The sequence below is a fragment of the Acinetobacter rudis genome (assembly GCF_000829675.1).
GTDB classification, from domain to species: Bacteria; Pseudomonadota; Gammaproteobacteria; order Pseudomonadales; family Moraxellaceae; genus Acinetobacter; species Acinetobacter rudis.
In genome coordinates this window covers 1-17,766 of record NZ_BBRX01000035.1, presented here as the reverse complement: position 1 = coordinate 17,766, position 17,766 = coordinate 1, and the positions used below count along the sequence as shown (strand labels likewise).

The following is a 17,766-nucleotide window of genomic DNA, read 5'->3' as shown; positions in this document are numbered from 1 at the left end:
TAATACATGACGGATAAGTCAATTCAAGAGTTAGCGGTCAAGGTAGGACTCCCAGTTGAAAAGCTTCTGGATCAAGTGCGTGAAGCAGGGCTACCCCAACAAAGTGCTAATGATCAAATTAGCAACGAACAGCAAGATCGTTTAATGGCACATTTGACTCGTACTCAGAGCCAAGCCAGCGGCAATGCAGGAAAAATCACGTTGAAACGCAAAACCACTAGTACAGCAAAAGTTGCGAGTACCTCAGGAAAAGCCAAGACTATTAATGTAGAAGTACGTAAAAAACATACTTTTACTAAGCCTGATCCTGAACAGATTAAAGCAGAAGCGTTAGCAAAGGCTGATGCGGATGCAAAAGCTGTTGTAGCGCAAAAAGAACAAGTTGCTGCTGAGCAACCTGATCGTGCACAAGCTGAAAATAAAGCACGTGCAACGCTTGATGCGATGCGCGCTGCACAAAAGAAAGAAACTGCAAAAGTAACGCAAAAAGCTGAAGTGGTAGTAAAACGCCGTTCAACGAATAAGCCGATTACTAAAGCAAATGTAAAAACAATTGAAACGCCTGAGCAAAAACGTTTACGTGAAGCTCAAGCTGCACAGTTAAAAGCAACTGAAGAAGCTGCACGTCGTCAGGCTGCAGAAGATGCACAACAACGTACGTTAGAACAAATGCGTCGTATGGCATCTAAGTATTCAAGTGAAGATACAACAACCACTATTCGTGTTGTTGATGATTCTCCACTTGCTGCTGGTTTGGTTGGTCAGGCTTATGAAGATTCGTTCAATCAAGAAGACCGTGAAATCAAGCGTGGTGGTAATACCAAAGATACACGCGGTCAGAAGAAAGGCGGTCGTCGTGGTCAAGAAGAACAAAACTTCAGCCATAACCAACATAAGCGTGGTTTAAAAACCAGCCAGTCGAATAAACATGGTTTTGAAAAACCTGTTAAGAAACAAGTTTATGATGTTGAAATTGGCGAAACAATTGTTGTTGCTGATTTGGCTCAAAAAATGGCGGTTAAAGTCCGCGAAGTCATTAAATCTCTCATGAAAATGGGTGAGTTAGTAACGCAAAACCAAAGTATTGATCAAGAAATTGCCTCTTTGGTTGTAGAAGAAATGGGTCACAACCCGATCTTAGTTTCTGATACTCAAGCGGAAGATAACTTACTTGTTGCTGCTGAAGAAGCACGTGGTGAGCAAACAACTCGTCCGCCAGTTGTAACGATTATGGGTCACGTTGACCATGGTAAGACATCGTTACTTGACCGTATTCGTCGTGCCAAAGTGGCAGCGGGCGAAGCAGGTGGCATCACTCAGCACATTGGTGCATACCATGTGAAAACTGAGAAAGGGATTATTACTTTCCTAGATACTCCGGGACACGCAGCATTTACTGCAATGCGTTCACGTGGTGCTAAGGCAACTGATATCGTTGTTCTTGTTGTTGCTGCGGATGATGGTGTTATGCCACAAACTGCTGAAGCAATCGATCATGCGCGTGCTGCAGGTACGCCAATCATCGTTGCGATCAACAAAATGGACAAAGAATCTGCTGATCCAGATCGCGTTCTTAACGAATTAACAGCGAAAGAAATCGTACCTGAGCAATGGGGCGGTGACGTACCTGTAGCGATGGTTTCTGCACATAGCGGTCAAGGTATTGATGAACTCCTTGATTTGATTTCGATTCAAGCTGAATTGATGGAACTTAAAGCATCTGCTGAAGGTGCTGCACAAGGTGTTGTGATCGAGTCTCGTGTAGACAAAGGTCGTGGTCCTGTGACTTCTATCTTGGTACAAAACGGAACGCTACACGTGGGTGACCTCGTGCTTGCAGGTTCTGCACACGGCCGTGTTCGTGCGATGTCTGATGAAAACGGTAACCGTATTAAGTCAGCTGGTCCATCTATCCCTGTTGAGATTTTAGGTTTACCTGAAGCGCCAATGGCGGGTGATGAAGTTCTTGTTGTGAATGATGAGAAGAAAGCACGTGAAGTTGCTGATGCGCGTTCTGACCGTGAACGTCAAAAACGTCTTGAGCGTCAAAGTTCAATGCGTCTTGAAAACATCATGGCGTCTATGGGCAAAAAAGATGTACCAACAGTCAATATCGTATTGAAAACTGATGTACGCGGTACACTTGAAGCACTTAATGTTGCGTTAAACGAACTTTCAACTGATGAAGTTAAAGTACGTATTATCGGTTCTGGCGTTGGTGCGATTACTGAGTCTGACGTGACATTAGCTGAATCTTCTGATGGTGTATTGCTCGGCTTTAACGTTCGTGCTGATGCTACAGCTCGTCAAAAATCAGACGCAGACGGTATTGATATTCGTTACTACAGCATCATCTATGAATTGATCGATGATGTTAAAGATGCGATGAGTGGTAAACTTGCTCCTGAACATCGTGAAACAATCTTGGGTGTTGCTCAAGTACGTGAAGTGTTCCGTTCAAGTAAGTTTGGTGCTGCTGCAGGCTGTATGGTGATGGAAGGTACAATTTACCGTAACAAACCAATCCGCGTATTACGTGATGATGTAGTTGTATTCCAGGGTGAACTCGAATCTCTACGTCGTTATAAAGAAGTGGTTGATGATGTTCGTGCCGGTATTGAGTGTGGCCTTGCAGTTAAAGGTTATAACGACATTAAAGAACTCGATAAGATCGAAGTCTATAGTGTTCAATTGGTGAAACGGAGTCTTTAATGGCTGGAAGTCAGCGTTTGAAGCGAATGGGTGATACCGTACAACGCGAGTTGTCTGAACTTATTCGCCAAGAGCTCAAAGATCCTCGCTTAGGTGGTCTAGTGACCATCTCTGCGGTCAAAGTCAGTCCAGACCTTGGTTATGCTGATGTCTATGTGACCGTGATGGGACGTGAACTCGAAAATGACCAAAACGAAGCTGCACACAAAGATACTTTAGATATCTTGAATAAGGCATCGGGCTTTTTGCGTCAAGAGTTAAGTCGTCGTCTTAAAACGCGCGTGACACCACGTTTGCGTTTCCATTACGACAAGACCAATGCTTATGGTAACTATATGTTTGGTTTGATTGCTGAGGCAGTTAAAGATTTACCTGCTGAGCAAGATGAAGAAAAATAGGTCGATGACCTGATTTAATAAACAGCTACCTTTGGGTGGCTGTTTTCTTTTGCAAGAAATAAATGTATCGCTATGGATTTTTTATGCGCTATAGTTAAATACATTACTTTAAATCAATTAAATAAACATAATGAAAGCACTTTTTTTAACGGGATTAGTTGTTCTAAATTTAACTTTTAAAGGCAAATCAAAGCGTGCATTAATTCATATACCTCTGAATTTACACATAAAATGAGTGATGAAGAAGTTAAGGAAAATTTAATTAAAAATCAATTAATTAAAAATAAAAACTTAGAACAGTTGAATGATTATGGGGTGCTGCTGATTTACGATCGAAAGTACCAACAGGCAATTGATATTTTTAATATGATAGAAAGACAACATCCTAATTTGGCTAAAACAGCAGCCAATTTGGGTACAGCCTATGAACTTAATCAACAATTTGAACAAGCTAAACATTGGATTGTAGAAGGTATTAGTCGAGATCCCAACATTCATGAGGGCAGTGAGTGGATTCATGTCAAAATTTTAGATGCACAATTAGCACAACAAAAAGATCATACATGGATCCAGAAAAATGACGTATTAGGCTTAGATTTTGGTTCAAAGGCAGCACCGCTTGAGAAGATAAAATCGGTGAAATTCAATGAAAAGTCTTATGATCTTGATACGATTTTAGAGCACAGCAAAATCCAAATGCAGCAGCGTTTGCAGTTTGTACATCATGATCCAATTACAGCACAGATTTTATTTAATATGGCTAATATTGAAGTTGTAAGATATCGTACAGAAGATGACTCTACTGTAAGTCTATATCGGTTGGCGAACTCATTGGATTACCAAGATGCCGAACTGATTGAAGCACGCCAAAGCTATATTAGGGACTCAAAATGGTATAAATTTAAGCTGATGATGGTCCGAATCACAATGCACTTAAAACAAGTTATTCAGTCATTGATAGCATAAATGAAACAAAACTTCTGAAAATTGTGTTTAAAATCATTTTGATGTGAAAAATACAAATAAATATCTGGGGAAACTCAATGAACCTACTTAAGAAAACTCTATTGGTTACTACCTTAGCTGGCAGTCTGAGCCTCACTGGGTGTGGCTATAATACCTTACAAGCAAAAGATGAAGCGGTAACCGCTTCTTGGTCTGAAGTACAAAACCAATATCAACGTCGTGCAGACTTAGTACCAAACTTAGTGAATGTTGTGAAAGGCTACGCTAAACACGAACAAAGTGTGTTAACTGAGGTGACAGAGGCACGTGCCAATGTTGCAGGGCTTAAAGTAGACAAAGAAGTACTTGAAAACCCTGAGTTGTTTGAAAAATATCAACAAGCTCAGTCGCAAATGACAGGTGCACTATCTCGTTTGTTGGCAGTAAGTGAAAACTATCCTGACTTAAAAGCCAATGAACAGTTCCGTGATTTACAAGTTCAACTTGAAGGTACTGAAAATCGTATTGGTGTGGCACGTAATCGGTATATTACCACAGTGCAAGATTACAACACTTTTGTACGCCAGTTCCCACAAGCGATGACTGCTAAAGTTATTGGTATGAAAACTAAACCGAACTTCTCAGCTGAAGCGGGTACTGAAAAAGCCCCTAAAGTAGATTTCTAAGTTTTGAGTGATCGAGCTTAAACTGATGAGGTGAAGCGAATGCAAGCAGTGAAACAACAAATCATATCGCCTGGGTTATCGTGGTTGTACAGCGGCGTTGTGTGTCTGATCTTGATGTTGAGTTCAGTGACTGTATTCGCTGAGTCTCCACCCGTGGGAAGTGAAGCTACATTTGTTCCTACTCAGGTTGAGCAAGAAGAAAAAAGAATGGCTGCAACACGTTCAGCGCAGCCCGATCCTGAAGCAGTAGTGAGTATTCCAGCTTTAAATGCACCTGTGATTGATTTGGCGCAAGTATTAAAGCCCGATGAAAAGCAGGCACTCTCACAGAAAATTAAGTCGATCTATGACCAAGGCAAAGCTCAAATTGCAATCGTAATTGTCCCAAGTACAGGACAAGAGAGTATTTTTGACTTTGCTATGCGTATTGCTGAGAAAGGGCAGTGGGGGTCAGCTAAGCAAGACAATGGCTTATTAATTACAGTTGCTGTAAATGATCACCGCGTCAATATCTCAACAGGATATGGTTTAGAGGGGGTACTCCCCGATATCTTGGCGAACCAGATTATACGTGAGCAAATAACCCCAGCATTTAAGCAACAGGCTTATGCACAAGGCCTCATGGCTGCACTCAATCAAATTGAAGTGCGGTTAAATCAAGATCCAGAGACTGCGCAAAAAGCCGCGGAAGAGTTAAAACAGCGACAGCAAGATGCACTACAAGCTCAGGCAAGTCGTGAGCGTAGTTTAAATACTGCGATAGTCATTTTTATTATTGCTGCTTTTGCTTCAATGTTTGTTGGGCGTGGTGTGAGTGCTGCGACAGCAGGGGTGACAGGTTTTGCAGCTGGGCTATTTAATGGTGCTGGTTTGCTCACCAGTGTATTAATGGGAGGTGTGCTCTTTGCCTTATTGGTTACCCCTTTAGCGCAGTTGATCTTACAAGCATTACTCTCTGGCGGTGGCCGAGGGGGGGGTGGTCGAGGCGGCGGTGGCGGTGGTTCATATGGTGGCGGTGGTGGTCGTTTTGGCGGTGGAGGAGCATCAGGTTCATGGTAAATCAAAGCTCAAATACAGTATTTGTGAGCAAACATGTTGATACAGCACCAAGTTTCAAACGCTGGATAAAACATGCTTGTAGCATTGTGCAAGTCAAACACTACTTTAATCAAAAAGATCAGCAGGCAATTGCTGCTGCAGTTCAGCAGGCTGAACAGGGGCATGCTGGTGAAATTCAAGTGGTGATTGAGGGGCATATCCCAGCAGGTTTGGCCTATCACCACAACAGTAGACAACGTGCCCAGCAGCTTTTCGCTGAGCTTGGAGTCTGGGATACAGCGTATAACAGCGGTGTTATGTTGTATTTAAATCTATGTGAAAGAGCCGTAGAAATTGTGGTGGATCGCGGTATACAACAGGCTGCACAGGCAACGTGTTGGGAACAGATCTGTCAGGAAATGCTACCCAGTCTTAAAGAGAAGGCTTATCTGGAGGCTGTATTGTTTGCTATTGAGCGTATTGCTGAGATATTACAACATTTCCAGCAAGAGCTCGGTTACACACAACAAGATGAACTCTCTAATCAACCAATTATCTTAAAATAACTTTTCTAATCTTTTGTAAAATATCAATTTTCATTGGATTGCTTAAAGTTGACAGCGTTACTTATCGAGAAATAATTGTCTGCCAGTAGTTGATTGACCAATATGCAACAAGAATTGGTTAAATCAAAGGCTATGCACAGATGGTTAAGCTGTTTAAACAACACGGGTTTTCACTAATAGAATTGATGATTGTCATTGTGATTATTGGGGTTCTGGCGATTATTGCAGTTCCGACTTATCGGGACTATATTGCTCGTGCACAAATGACAGAAGCTTTTACACTCACCAGTGGTTTAAAAGTTGTGGTATCAGAAACATTTGCACAGGATGGTGCATGTTTAGACAATAAACTTGAGAAGATCAGTAGCATACCTCGACCAGCTGACATTACAGGTCAATATATTGTCTCTGTAACGACCAGTGATTCAGGAGAGGCATGTAGCATTACTGCCCGATTTAAAAAAGAACAAGTTGCACAAGCAATTCAGGATAAAACGGTCACTTTGAGTATGGATAAAGTGAGTAATATTTGGTCTTGTCACTCCAATGCCGATGTGAAGTATTTGCCACGAAGCTGTACAGCGAAAAATGTAGCAACTTGAGTTGTAACACGATTACTCAGTACCGATCTTGATTAGGCGTTTAGAAAAGTTGTGAAGACTGTATAATGAACATCATTTTCATTGTTTGCTTTTATGCGTGTTTTTTTCTTTATCCTCGCTGCGTTATTGATGGCTGCAGCATGGCTTTCTCCTGTACATCGAATGCCATGGACAACTTTTAGCAGCGAAATTTTAACTTTTGCTGCGGCTTTATCACTTTGCATGTGCTTTGCTAAACAAGCTCCTAAAATTGCTAAACCACAACTGATCGCTGCGGGCTTTATTTTTGTGCCGTTAATTCAATGGGCAGCGGGTCTGATTATTTATTTTAGTACAGCATTATTATCAAGTGCTTACTTGCTGATGTTTTGGTTAATGGTTGTGGTAGGTTACAACTTAGCTTCAACTCAACAAGCACGTGAAGGTGTTTTTACTCGCTTCTCTCTTTTGGTTCTTGTTGTTGCTGTATTGTCGGGTTTTATCGCTGTTTTACAGTGGCTAAATCTCACCAGCTATTTCCCCGGTTTAGTCAATGTGCTCAAAGGGAATCGTCCTTATGCAAACTTTGCACAGCCCAATAACCTTGCAACCTTCCTAAGTTTAGGGGTGTTTGCATGCTTATATTTGTTTGAACAGCGTGTACTGGCAAAACGAATTTTGGTGCCTACTGCTTTATTACTGATTTTTGCAATTGCATTAACGCAGTCTCGCACGTCTTGGGTGGTTGGTTTATTTGTCCCAATCTATTGGTTTATAAAACATTATTGGGGTGTGAAAAGTTATCAGCGTAATCACCGCATTGGCTTCGCTTGGTTATTGCTGTGGATTGGTATTTTTGTTGCGGATATTGCTTTGTTGCCAACATTTAATGCTTGGATCGCGGCTTTGAGTCAACAAAGTCCCATTGAAACGATTAATGTAGTAGACCGTGCCTCGTCAGGTTATCTGCGCTTTGATATGTGGGCACAAGCATCGATTGCGCTGGGTCAACAGCCTTGGTTTGGTTATGGTTGGAACCAAACGAGTATGGCACAGATCGCTGCTTTTGATATTTACCCTTCACATGAATGGTATAAAAGTGCGCATAACATGATCTTTGATTTGCTACTTTGGAATGGTTTGCTGATCGGTACTTTACTTGTTGGCTATTTCTTCTGCTGGCTGTATTGGCTGAACAAAGGTGCTAAAGAAAATGTTTCTATTATTGCGGGGCTGATGATTGCTGCAATTTTGATTCACGCGATGCTTGAGTACCCAATTCATTATGCTTATTTCTTATTGCCGATGGGTTTTTTATTGGGCTTGATACAATCACAATATCCACGATTGCCAAGTATCAAACTCCCTGTGATTTTTATCCACTTGACTGTATTGGTTGGTGTAGTGTTAGGCACAATAATGGTACGTGATTTTGAGCTTTATAAAACTCAATCCTATTTGGCAACTCAGAAAAGTTTAAGCGTTGAAGATCAGCAAGATATGCAAAAAAATATCTGGGTGTTGACGCAATTTAAAGAGCGTGTTTGGTGGATCGGATTGGCACCCTATACGCAAGTGACAGATGCACAACTGGCTGAAATTGGGCGCATGGTTTCCAATACAGCATCACGTTATGATCTACATAAGTATGCTCAGCTTTTAGCATTTAATGGTAAACGTAGTGAAGCAGAGCATCAGCTATGGATTATTCAACAACTGCATGGTAAGACATATCAATATGAAGAATTAGTTTCAGCCGCAAAAGCGAACTAATACATTTTTGAGATAAAAAAAATCCCCATCTCTTTGCAAAGAATGCAGTTTGAGATGGGGATTTTCTTTTTTAGATTTGGCTTTGGATATAGTTTTCCATACCCACTGACTCACCCAAATCGATTTGGGTGGTTACCCAATCCCAGTATTCCTCTTCTTTTTCAAGAATCTCTTGCAGTAGATCACGAGTTACATAATCGAGTTTTACTTCGGAAAGGGCGAGGGCTTCTTTGATTGCATCGATGTTTTCAGTGACTTTACGCACGTCACAAGTTAAAACTTCAGCTGTATGTTGACCAATATATAATTTGCCAAGGTGTTGTAGGTTTGGTAAACCTTCTAAAAATAAAATACGCTCAATTACTTTATCGGCATGTTTCATTTGACGGATAGACTCTTTGTATTCTGCAGAGCCTAACTGTTCAATTCCCCAATCATTAAACATACGTGAATGTAAAAAATATTGATTGATTGCGGTCAGGTGATGATAAAGCACCTTATTGAGTTGATTGACTACGTCACGATCGCCTTTCATTATTTTTACTCCCAGACCCAATAGAATGATGTCTTACTATACTGACATTATAAAGTTGCTAAATTCTAACCGACTCTTGGGTTTTGTTCGAGTTATTTACTGAACGGCGAATGAAAATCGTAATCAAAATTCATTAGAACTATTTGAATATAAAGTAGATATAAAAAATAAGCCCGCTGTCTGGTGCTCGGCGGGCTGAGGAAATCAACATCATCTAGTTATTGTTATCTGGGTAACACAAGTTATAAGGTGATTTAGGCTGCAATAGAAATTTTTGCTGCAATGGCTGCAAGTTCAGAGTTGATGACTGCGCGTGCTTCAGGTACGCAACGTCCACAGCATGTTCCAAGGTCGAGTGAGTCACGAATTTCACGAAAGCTTTCACTGCCTTCAGCAACGGCATTTTTAATATCTTGATCTGTAATTCCACGACATAAGCACACGTACATTGTTGAAGTCCATCGCTAAACCTTATAGGTAATATTATTGATAATTATTATCGTTTGTCAATAGAAATCATTTTGCTGATTATTAATTCTAAATTGAATTTTTGAATGAGATTACAACAACTGATCTGTTTTTTATCAAAGCTTAGTTTTTAAGCGATACTGCAGCTCAGTGAATAATACGAAAAATGCACAACTGTGGATAAGTTTAAGGTTATCCATACCTCCATGCTGTAGCAACTGCTGGCGAATTTAGCGATTTCAAGTCTTGTCATTGTCCTGTCTATGACACTGTGTGTAACGTGGGTCAGCTCGTTAATCAGTATGAAACTCATTAAAATAGCACCCATCGTACTCATTTAAGCATGGGACTTCACAATGAAAAAAATTAATGGTGTTTATCGTAATCAACAGATGCATTGGGTTGGTGATGGTTTTCCTGTAAAAAACCTATTTTCTTATGATCGCTTAGGTCAAGTGATTAGTCCATTTTTGTTATTGGACTATGCGGCACCTTATGCTTTCAGCGCAACTGAAGAACAACGTGGCGTGGGTTCTCATCCACATCGTGGCTTTGAAACAGTCACTATTGCCTATCAGGGTGAGGTTGAGCATAAAGACTCACATGGCGGTGGTGGTGTGATCAAAACAGGAGACGTACAGTGGATGACGGCTGGCGCGGGGTTAGTGCATCAAGAGTTCCACTCTGATGAATATGCAAAGCGCGGTGGTTTGTTTGAAATGGTGCAATTGTGGGTAAATCTTCCTGCAAAGGACAAAATGACCACACCTCGTTATCAAGCACTTAGTGCTGCTGATATTCCAGTTAAAGCTTTAGATGACCGAGGCAGTCAACTTCGAGTAATCGCTGGAGAATTTCAGCAGTTTAAAGGTGCAGCGACTACATTTAGTCCTGTCAATGTGTGGGATTTAACACTGCAAAAGGGTCTAATCCGAAGCTTCCAAGTACCAGCGCAGCACAATACCATTGTGGTGGTCCTAGAGGGGCAGGTGCAGATCAATACAACGCATGAAATTAAAGATCACTCGATTGTTTTGTTTGCCAAAGATGCTGAAACAGAGATTTTGATTGAAGCACTGGATGCAACTAAGCTATTAATTTTAACAGGTGAGCCACTCAATGAGCCGATCGAAGGTTATGGTCCATTTGTTATGAATAATAAAGCAGAAATCGTTACGGCATTTGCTGAATTTAACCAAGGTAAGTTTGGTCAGATTGCAGCAGAAACCTTGTGATCCTAGCATGATGTAAAGTTAGCCAACCTTGTCTTTGTACAGGGTTGGCTACGTTTTAAATGCAAACATATTAAAACTTGATGCTACATATGATTCAGCTGAATTTAGTCGTGGCTGAATAAGATCAAGTCCAGTGAGATTGAGAATAAGTATAGTATTGTCAGAAAATAAATTAAAAATCTGGAACTTTTTAATAGGGTGTTTTTTTAAAGCTTGATTCATAATTGGAAAAATTGTCAACGCATGGATAACAACTGTGAAAATAGCAGTGATTGGTAGTGGGATGGCTGGTCTGGCAGCAGCAAGGATTCTCAAGGATGCTGGACATGACATCACCATTTTTGAAGCGCTTGCTGGGCGAGGGATGGATAGTCATAGCGTGACTTTCGAAGACGGACTTGTGGATGCGCCTTTACGTGTAATGAACCCGCATCTTTGGAAAAATACATTGAGCCTTGCTGCTTATTTAGGAATTTCCACCTTCCCTGTTCGTACTTATATGGCTTGTAGCTGGTTGTTTGGAGATAAAACTGAAACGTGGCTTACGACTACACGTAGCCGTATTGGTAATTTCCCAATAATTAATAACCGTAAAGGGATTAAGCAGTATGGTTGGCGCTTAGTTAAAGGCATGCTGCAACTTAAAACAGCAATCCACCAGTTTTTTAAGTCTAAAAATCAAGATATTACCTTAGCCGAATTTATTAATAATAACGATATTGAAGAAGTATTTTGGCATGGCGCAGTAATGCCAGTGTTATACACCATTTGTACTTGTGATCCAAAAACTATAGGCGAATGGCCGGCTAAGCCGTTGTTGGTATTTTTAAAGCAGTTAACTGATGGTGATGCTTTATTGCGGATTCAAGGTGGAACACCTGCTTTAGTCGATAAATTAATTGAAAATGTTGATATTCGTAGTGGCTCTTCAATCAGTCGAGTTGTCGAAGAAGGCAATAAAGTATTGGTCGAGAACACAGCGGGTGAAGTGAACTATTTTGACCGCGTTGTTGTTGCAACACCGACCACCAAAATTGAAGAATTTTTAGATACTAAGCAGTTTGCTGATGATATTGCTTTATTAAAGCAGTTCCGTTTCGAGCAAGGTGATTTGGTCATTCATACCGATAGTTCTGTAATGCCACCGAAACGTAAAGACTGGTCTGTTTTAAACTACTTGATGGAACGTAATTTTAGTCGTCAGCAGTTTACAGTTTGGTTGAACTCAATTGAACCGAGTCTAGTGGGTAAAACACCTGTTTTTCAAACATGGCGTCCAATCACTGAGATTGATCCGAAGAAAATTATCTCTACCGTCACGTTGACACGTGCAGTGGTTGATGCACAGACTGTAGGTTTAAATAAAGAGCTGCAGCAGCGTCATTTAAATCCAGACCGTAAAGTATTTTTCTGTGGATCATGGTCATGTGATGGTTTACCAATTTTAGAATCAGCAGTCACTTCTGCAATGCATATTGCTGAGATCTTTGGTGCAGCATTGCCATTTGTTGGTTTAAAGCCTCAAGTAGAAGTTGCTCCGCAGTTGGGTTACTAATCTTGCAAAGATGGTCATGGTTGAAGTCCCTACACGTTAAACATAAGTATGCGATCAACAGCCGATATCTAGGTGATGATCGTATCTTAGTGTGGAGTAACCTAGGGTATTGGGATGAACACTGCACCAGCTATGTACAGGCTTGTCAGGCATTGGCTGACTGTTTAGCGCAAGCTGTACAGTTAGCTCCACAAGATCGTTTATTGGATTTGGGCTGTGGTCAGGGGGCAAGTTTAAAGCATTGGCAGCAGCACTATCAGGTGAGAGATTTAACTGCAGTAGAGTTACAGGCAACTTGTATTGAAAAAATTCAGCAGCAATTAAAACCAAATCCGATGTTGTATAACATGTCTTTCTTACAGCTACATCAACTTAAAATTGATCAAAAATTTGATGTTATCTTGTGTATTGATGCGGCCTATCATAGTTCACTCAATGCATTTTTAAGTTCAGTTCAGACTGTACTGGCTCAAGGTGGTCGCTTAGGTTTTCACTATTTGGCTTTGTCAGAACAGTTTGAGCACTTAAATATTAGACAGCAGCGCTATTATCGCTATTTATTAAAAGCAGCAGATGTAGATTTGAGTCAATTGCAAACGATTTCTGCATTAAAACAGAGCTTAAGTTCTGCAGGTTTAGAGCAGATTAAAGTTGAAGACCTATCACAGCCTGTCTTCGCTGGTTTTGCCAAATATATCCAGCAATTAAAGCTAAAAAAAGATCAAGGTAAGTTTAACATCGATTATTTTAAAATTAGTCTGACCGCCCAACTTTGTCAGCAGTTATATCAAAAAGGAATGCTGCGTTATGTACAAATTAGCGTTCAGAATAGCTCTTGAAATCAATACACTAAAATAATTTTAAAGATATTATAATAATAGACCTCTTGTGTTATTAAAATAATTTAATCCATATTTTATATTTTTGTTTTAATTAAATATTATTAAAATGGATATTTAACAAGAGGTCTATTAATCAGTTAACTCTGGAAACCTAATTGATTTTTCCAGTAAGTTAATAAGCTTGTTGTATCTGAATCATTGGGGTGAAATGATGGTCTAAAATAAGATGCCATTTCACTTGCCATACCAATAATAATCCCTTTCCCTGGGCGATAAGCAAAATTATATATTTCAGCTAAATTTTTTAAATTGAGCTTCTTATCTTTATAAAGCAAGTGCCCTAAGAAATGATTATGTGCAACAAATAAGAATACCATTGCCACAAGCAGTGCACTGGTTCGTGCTAAATATGCTTTAACTCCTTTACCAAAAATATTTTCAAATACATCAAAAGCGACAGCTTTGTGCTCATTTTCTTCAATAGCATGCCAAAACCATAAATACGCCATGGTTTCATTGGTGCTCACAACAGATTTAAAATTTTCGTTTTCTAAGAGCTGTACAGCTAAAGAGGCAGTGAAATGTTCTAAAGCGGTTGTTCCCATGATGTCTAACATTTCTTGTTTTAAACCAAACAGTTTAAAAGGTATGGCCGCATATTTTCTTCCTGCTTGAATATAGTTGCTTGTCAGCTTCTCAAGTAAAGCAACATCGTGACCATATTTCTGTGCAGATGCATTAAAACCAATATGTTCATGCGTATGCATGGCTTCTTGACCAATAAAGGCACTGATTTCTTTTTGTAATTCCGCATTATCTTTAACTGATGGATGATGACGTAGTGCACGTACACTATCTATAAATAGCTTTTCACCCGCTGGAAATAGTGCAGACAGAGCTGTCATGAAATGAGTCAGTGCTGCCGAATTATTGGCCCAATATTCAGGTACAGCATCATAATCGATGCTTAAACGACGTACTGGAAATGTCGCGCCAGCACGATTTGATATATTTACTTTTGAATTCATTTTTCTATCCCTAACCCATCATGAACATCTTATTAATTTATAGTTGAATAAAGGGTTGAATATAACGGCTCTAAAGGCCGAAAAATATCACTTTAGGACGAATATAAAAACATTGGAGAGTATAAACAATGTTGCAAATATAATAAAAATTAAAGACTTAATAGTGAGTTTATGTTTTGTGTGAACATCTAATTGATATTTATTTATAAGCTATAATTGGTTGATTAATAGAGAAGTTAATATTTAAAATAAAGAATAGATGGGGTTTGGTCTTTTGGAAATTATTAATTGATTATAGATAGAATAGTCATTGCATTTTAGCTTTGAATCAAAGCTACCAAGTTCACACTCAATGTTTAGCTATAGCAAGATCAGCAAAGATGATGCAGAGCAGATTCAAATCAGCTCAGAGCTTTCCACCATTAAATTGTGTCAGTAGTTATATCAGTAAGTTATGTTGTACTTAGGGCAATACTTATTGGACTCGTTTCGAGTCCAAGTAGGCTCGAAACGAGTAAAGATAAAGGTCTTTTATGCTAAATCCTACCAAAGATGATTCTGATACTTAGTCAGAACATTCTATTATTTTCCTAGTGTTCCTAAAGTATTTAAACCAATAAAATAATTTTATATAGGTTTTAGCACATATCGGTATTCAGTAATTGCATAAACTCAATCAATTTGGCATCGTCATTATTATTTGCGACAATTTGCAGTCCTAAAGGCATATTGTCATTAGATAACATTATTGGGATGTTGCAGGCCGGAAATCCTAAGACATTCCATGGGCTAGTTAGGCTTAATAGAGCATTACGTACATTGATTTGATGGTTGTCACAATAAATATAACGTTGATCTAAATCTGTTGTTGGTATAGCGATGGTTGGCATGATTAAGAATTCATAATGTTGAAAAACTTCTGATAGGGTAAACTGAAATTTCTCACGCAATGACATTGCCTCTAAATATGCCCATCCCGATGTATGTTTTGCATTGTATAAGCGTTCGAGTACCTCTGTTTGAAATAGTTCTGGATTGGTTTCTATGTTTTTTTGATGAATTCTATAGGCCTCTGCATTTTGGATTGCAGTAAAGCAATTACTAATTTCTGAAAAGATTGAGCTCAGATCAATAGCTATATTTTCTAGATGATGACCAAATAATTCAAAAGCTTTTTCTTTTATGTTCTGGTAATGAGATGAATCAAATTGATGTGTTATCTGCTCAATTGCAATCCAAGCAGCTTTAGGTTTAACTTCTTGATCATTGGTGGATTGTGTTTTCACTGAAGGATTTTTCAATATATCAAATACAATTTTAATATCCTCCACATTTTTCGCTAATATGCCTAAATGATCTAAGGTTTGTGATAATGGGAATACACCAAGCGTTGAAAAGCTTCTATAACTTGGTTTAAATCCAATGATGCCAGTTAATGAAGCAGGGATTCTAATTGATCCTCCTGTATCTGTTCCAATTGCGATTGGAACCATCCCCGTAGCGACAGCTACGGCACTTCCACAACTGGAGCCTCCTGATATTTTTTTTGTATTCCAAGGATTTTTTGTGGCACCAAAAAATGAACAATCTCCAGTTGGGCCATAAGCAAACTCATGCGTATTGGTTTTACCAATAATAATCGCACCCGCGTGTTTTAAGAGTTCGACACAATCTGCATTTTCTGTAGGAATATAATCCTTATAAAATGCAGATCCCATGGTTGTTGGCATATTGGCTGTTTTAATATTATCTTTGATTGCTATGGGTATACCTTGCAATAGACCATGATCGATGCCTTGAGCAAATAAATTATCAGCATGTTCAGCTTGCTTGATTGCAAAGTCTCTATCCACAAAACAAAACGCATTGACTTGACTGTTGAATTGTTGAATCGTCTCTAAACTTGCCAAAGTTATTTGTATGGATGTGAGTTTTCCATTACGTAATTGTTCTGCTAATTGCATGATATTTTGATCAGAAAAAAAACCGTGTATGGGACATTTTTGCATAATTTTCTCGACTTCTTGGGTATTTAACCTTTAACTCAATGTTGGAATTAAACCAATGACACCGACGGTTAAGAGCGTGGTTACAGCCATTGAGAGAACATTGCCTATATATGGATGTTGATAATTGGCTAATAGAAGTGATAGCTTTCTGGCCAAAGGCGGGGCTAATATTGCACCAAGAACTGCACCAACAATGATCGATATTAAGCTACCCTGATAAACAAGTACCGCTGCTGGAGCTACAGAAGATATTGGTATGTAAGTTGGATACCATCCATAAAGTTCCCATTTTTTTCTCCAGACTAAAATAGCGATACCTGCGGAGAGCACCTGTGCAATCAGAATTTTTCCAATCAAGCCACTTCCATATGCGATACTCAACGGATTTAAATAAATAGCAAAAAAAACTCCGATTAAATAGCCTAAACCAGCAAGCTCATTCGCAAAAAATTGCGACTCAGAAAAATCTGCCAGCATTCGTCTAATTGTCCATGTCGGACCATATTTTTGAGTAGTTAAATTGGTCGTTTTACTTTGCAAATCCTCCTCTTTGGATGAGGTATTATTTTGCTCGATTGATTGAGCAATTAGAGTTGGGTATTTATGTAATAAAAATAGGGCAATCAGGCTGCCTAGAGCCATACCACTGACATTCCCAATAATATTAGGTAAGTTCAAAGGCATACATACATAATTCACGAGTAGCAAAGAACTCGGTGCAACTAAAATTGCACCTGAAACCGCTCCCACGCACGCGACTTTCAAGCCACGCCCGTACATCAGTACTACAGCTGCTGGTAAAGAAACAAAAGTAACGAAAGTGGGTTGCCATTGATCAGTTTTAATGACCGTCCATCCCCATAAAATATTACTTAGGATTAAACCTAGTGTTGAGCTGAAGAGAATCCATGGAAATAAACCTGTTCCATAGCTAAGATCAAAACCTTTCCAATTTTTTTTTCGAACGCTTGCCATATGCGCAGTGATTGCGCCAATAAGTAAGCCTAGAGAAGCAAGTTCACTTTTATAAAATTGTGCCTCACTCATATCCCCTAAAATCCAGCGAATCCATGCTATGGGCGATGATAAGCTTTGCATTGAAGTATAATCTGGCCATAGCTTAAGCGCATTTTGGGTGATGAATTGCACCATGAATACAACCACCAAAATGGCAGTAGTCACGGTCAATAAATTATAAAACCATAAAGAATCCTTTTTTTCCATTTCCAAAACTCAGCTTAAATTACCGTGGATATGGGGTATGTTGTGTATAGCCCAGCATTTGATCATAGGTATCAGTTCTGCGATCTCTAATTAAATCGTTATGCTTATTCCATATCGGGGCACCACGTGAGTTCATTAAATCGATATCTGCATATAAAATCATTTCTTTTT

At 39.3% G+C, this 17,766-nt stretch carries 16 protein-coding genes; 11 read left to right on the top strand and 5 right to left on the bottom strand.

The genetic code is table 11. The annotated features are described in order from the left end of the window. Nucleotides 1-6: 6 nt before the first annotated feature. From infB to Aru01_RS10455, 8 genes are all read left to right on the top strand, one after another. A complete protein-coding gene (gene infB, locus Aru01_RS10490; RefSeq protein ID WP_016657796.1) occupies nucleotides 7-2,712 on the top strand; it encodes a translation initiation factor IF-2 in 2,706 nt (901 codons plus the stop codon). Then, a complete protein-coding gene (locus Aru01_RS10485) occupies nucleotides 2,712-3,110 on the top strand; it encodes a ribosome-binding factor A (protein WP_016657795.1) in 399 nt (132 codons plus the stop codon). Before infB ends, Aru01_RS10485 begins: the two co-directional genes overlap by 1 nt. A gap of 231 nt (nucleotides 3,111-3,341) precedes the next feature. After that, entirely contained in the window at nucleotides 3,342-4,076 is a 735-nt protein-coding gene (locus Aru01_RS10480; RefSeq protein WP_016657794.1) for a tetratricopeptide repeat protein, read from the top strand. Nucleotides 4,077-4,153: 77 nt separating this feature from the next. After that, nucleotides 4,154-4,741 (top strand): LemA family protein, encoded by a 588-nt coding sequence (locus Aru01_RS10475; protein WP_016657793.1) that lies wholly within the window; start codon nucleotides 4,154-4,156, stop codon nucleotides 4,739-4,741. A 39-nt stretch (nucleotides 4,742-4,780) separates the two neighbouring features. Continuing rightward, nucleotides 4,781-5,800, top strand: a complete 1,020-nt coding sequence (locus Aru01_RS10470) for a TPM domain-containing protein (protein WP_016657792.1) — start codon at nucleotides 4,781-4,783, stop codon at nucleotides 5,798-5,800. Then, nucleotides 5,794-6,345 (top strand): TPM domain-containing protein, encoded by a 552-nt coding sequence (locus Aru01_RS10465; RefSeq protein WP_016657791.1) that lies wholly within the window; start codon nucleotides 5,794-5,796, stop codon nucleotides 6,343-6,345. The genes Aru01_RS10470 and Aru01_RS10465 overlap by 7 nt, the downstream gene beginning before the upstream one ends. Before the next feature lie 140 nt (nucleotides 6,346-6,485). Then, the gene (locus tag Aru01_RS10460; RefSeq protein ID WP_016657790.1) at nucleotides 6,486-6,947 is read left to right on the top strand and encodes a pilin; all 462 of its coding nucleotides are present in this window, start codon (nucleotides 6,486-6,488) and stop codon (nucleotides 6,945-6,947) included. 93 nt (nucleotides 6,948-7,040) lie between these two features. Further along, nucleotides 7,041-8,699, top strand: coding sequence for a PglL family O-oligosaccharyltransferase (locus Aru01_RS10455; protein ID WP_016657789.1), 1,659 nt, complete (start codon nucleotides 7,041-7,043; stop codon nucleotides 8,697-8,699). A gap of 70 nt (nucleotides 8,700-8,769) precedes the next feature. Here the strand turns inward: Aru01_RS10455 and bfr are convergent, their stop codons facing one another. Together bfr and Aru01_RS10445 are read right to left on the bottom strand one after the other, a co-directional pair. After that, nucleotides 8,770-9,234, bottom strand: coding sequence for a heteropolymeric bacterioferritin subunit Bfr (bfr, locus tag Aru01_RS10450; RefSeq protein ID WP_016657788.1), 465 nt, complete (start codon nucleotides 9,232-9,234; stop codon nucleotides 8,770-8,772). Nucleotides 9,235-9,488: 254 nt separating this feature from the next. Then, nucleotides 9,489-9,683: a bacterioferritin-associated ferredoxin gene (locus Aru01_RS10445; RefSeq protein WP_016657787.1), complete on the bottom strand. Its 195-nt coding sequence runs from the start codon at nucleotides 9,681-9,683 to the stop codon at nucleotides 9,489-9,491. 375 nt (nucleotides 9,684-10,058) lie between these two features. On the opposite strand from Aru01_RS10445, the gene Aru01_RS10440 reads away from it, so the two are divergent. From Aru01_RS10440 to Aru01_RS10430, 3 genes are all read left to right on the top strand, one after another. Beyond that, nucleotides 10,059-10,937, top strand: a complete 879-nt coding sequence (locus tag Aru01_RS10440; protein ID WP_016657786.1) for a pirin family protein — start codon at nucleotides 10,059-10,061, stop codon at nucleotides 10,935-10,937. Between the two features lie 256 nt (nucleotides 10,938-11,193). Continuing rightward, nucleotides 11,194-12,492 (top strand): FAD-dependent oxidoreductase, encoded by a 1,299-nt coding sequence (locus Aru01_RS10435; protein WP_016657785.1) that lies wholly within the window; start codon nucleotides 11,194-11,196, stop codon nucleotides 12,490-12,492. A 2-nt stretch (nucleotides 12,493-12,494) separates the two neighbouring features. Continuing rightward, the gene (locus Aru01_RS10430; protein ID WP_016657784.1) at nucleotides 12,495-13,331 is read left to right on the top strand and encodes an SAM-dependent methyltransferase; all 837 of its coding nucleotides are present in this window, start codon (nucleotides 12,495-12,497) and stop codon (nucleotides 13,329-13,331) included. A gap of 140 nt (nucleotides 13,332-13,471) precedes the next feature. Here the strand turns inward: Aru01_RS10430 and Aru01_RS10425 are convergent, their stop codons facing one another. The 3 genes from Aru01_RS10425 to Aru01_RS10415 all read right to left on the bottom strand — a co-directional run bounded on the left by Aru01_RS10425 (nucleotide 13,472) and on the right by Aru01_RS10415 (nucleotide 17,595). Further along, the gene (locus tag Aru01_RS10425; protein WP_016657783.1) at nucleotides 13,472-14,362 is read right to left on the bottom strand and encodes a metal-dependent hydrolase; all 891 of its coding nucleotides are present in this window, start codon (nucleotides 14,360-14,362) and stop codon (nucleotides 13,472-13,474) included. A gap of 638 nt (nucleotides 14,363-15,000) precedes the next feature. Further along, nucleotides 15,001-16,371: an amidase gene (locus Aru01_RS10420; protein ID WP_016657782.1), complete on the bottom strand. Its 1,371-nt coding sequence runs from the start codon at nucleotides 16,369-16,371 to the stop codon at nucleotides 15,001-15,003. A 30-nt stretch (nucleotides 16,372-16,401) separates the two neighbouring features. Next, complete coding sequence (locus Aru01_RS10415; protein WP_016657781.1) at nucleotides 16,402-17,595, bottom strand: hypothetical protein; 1,194 nt, start codon at nucleotides 17,593-17,595, stop codon at nucleotides 16,402-16,404. Between the last annotated feature and the right edge of the window lie 171 nt (nucleotides 17,596-17,766).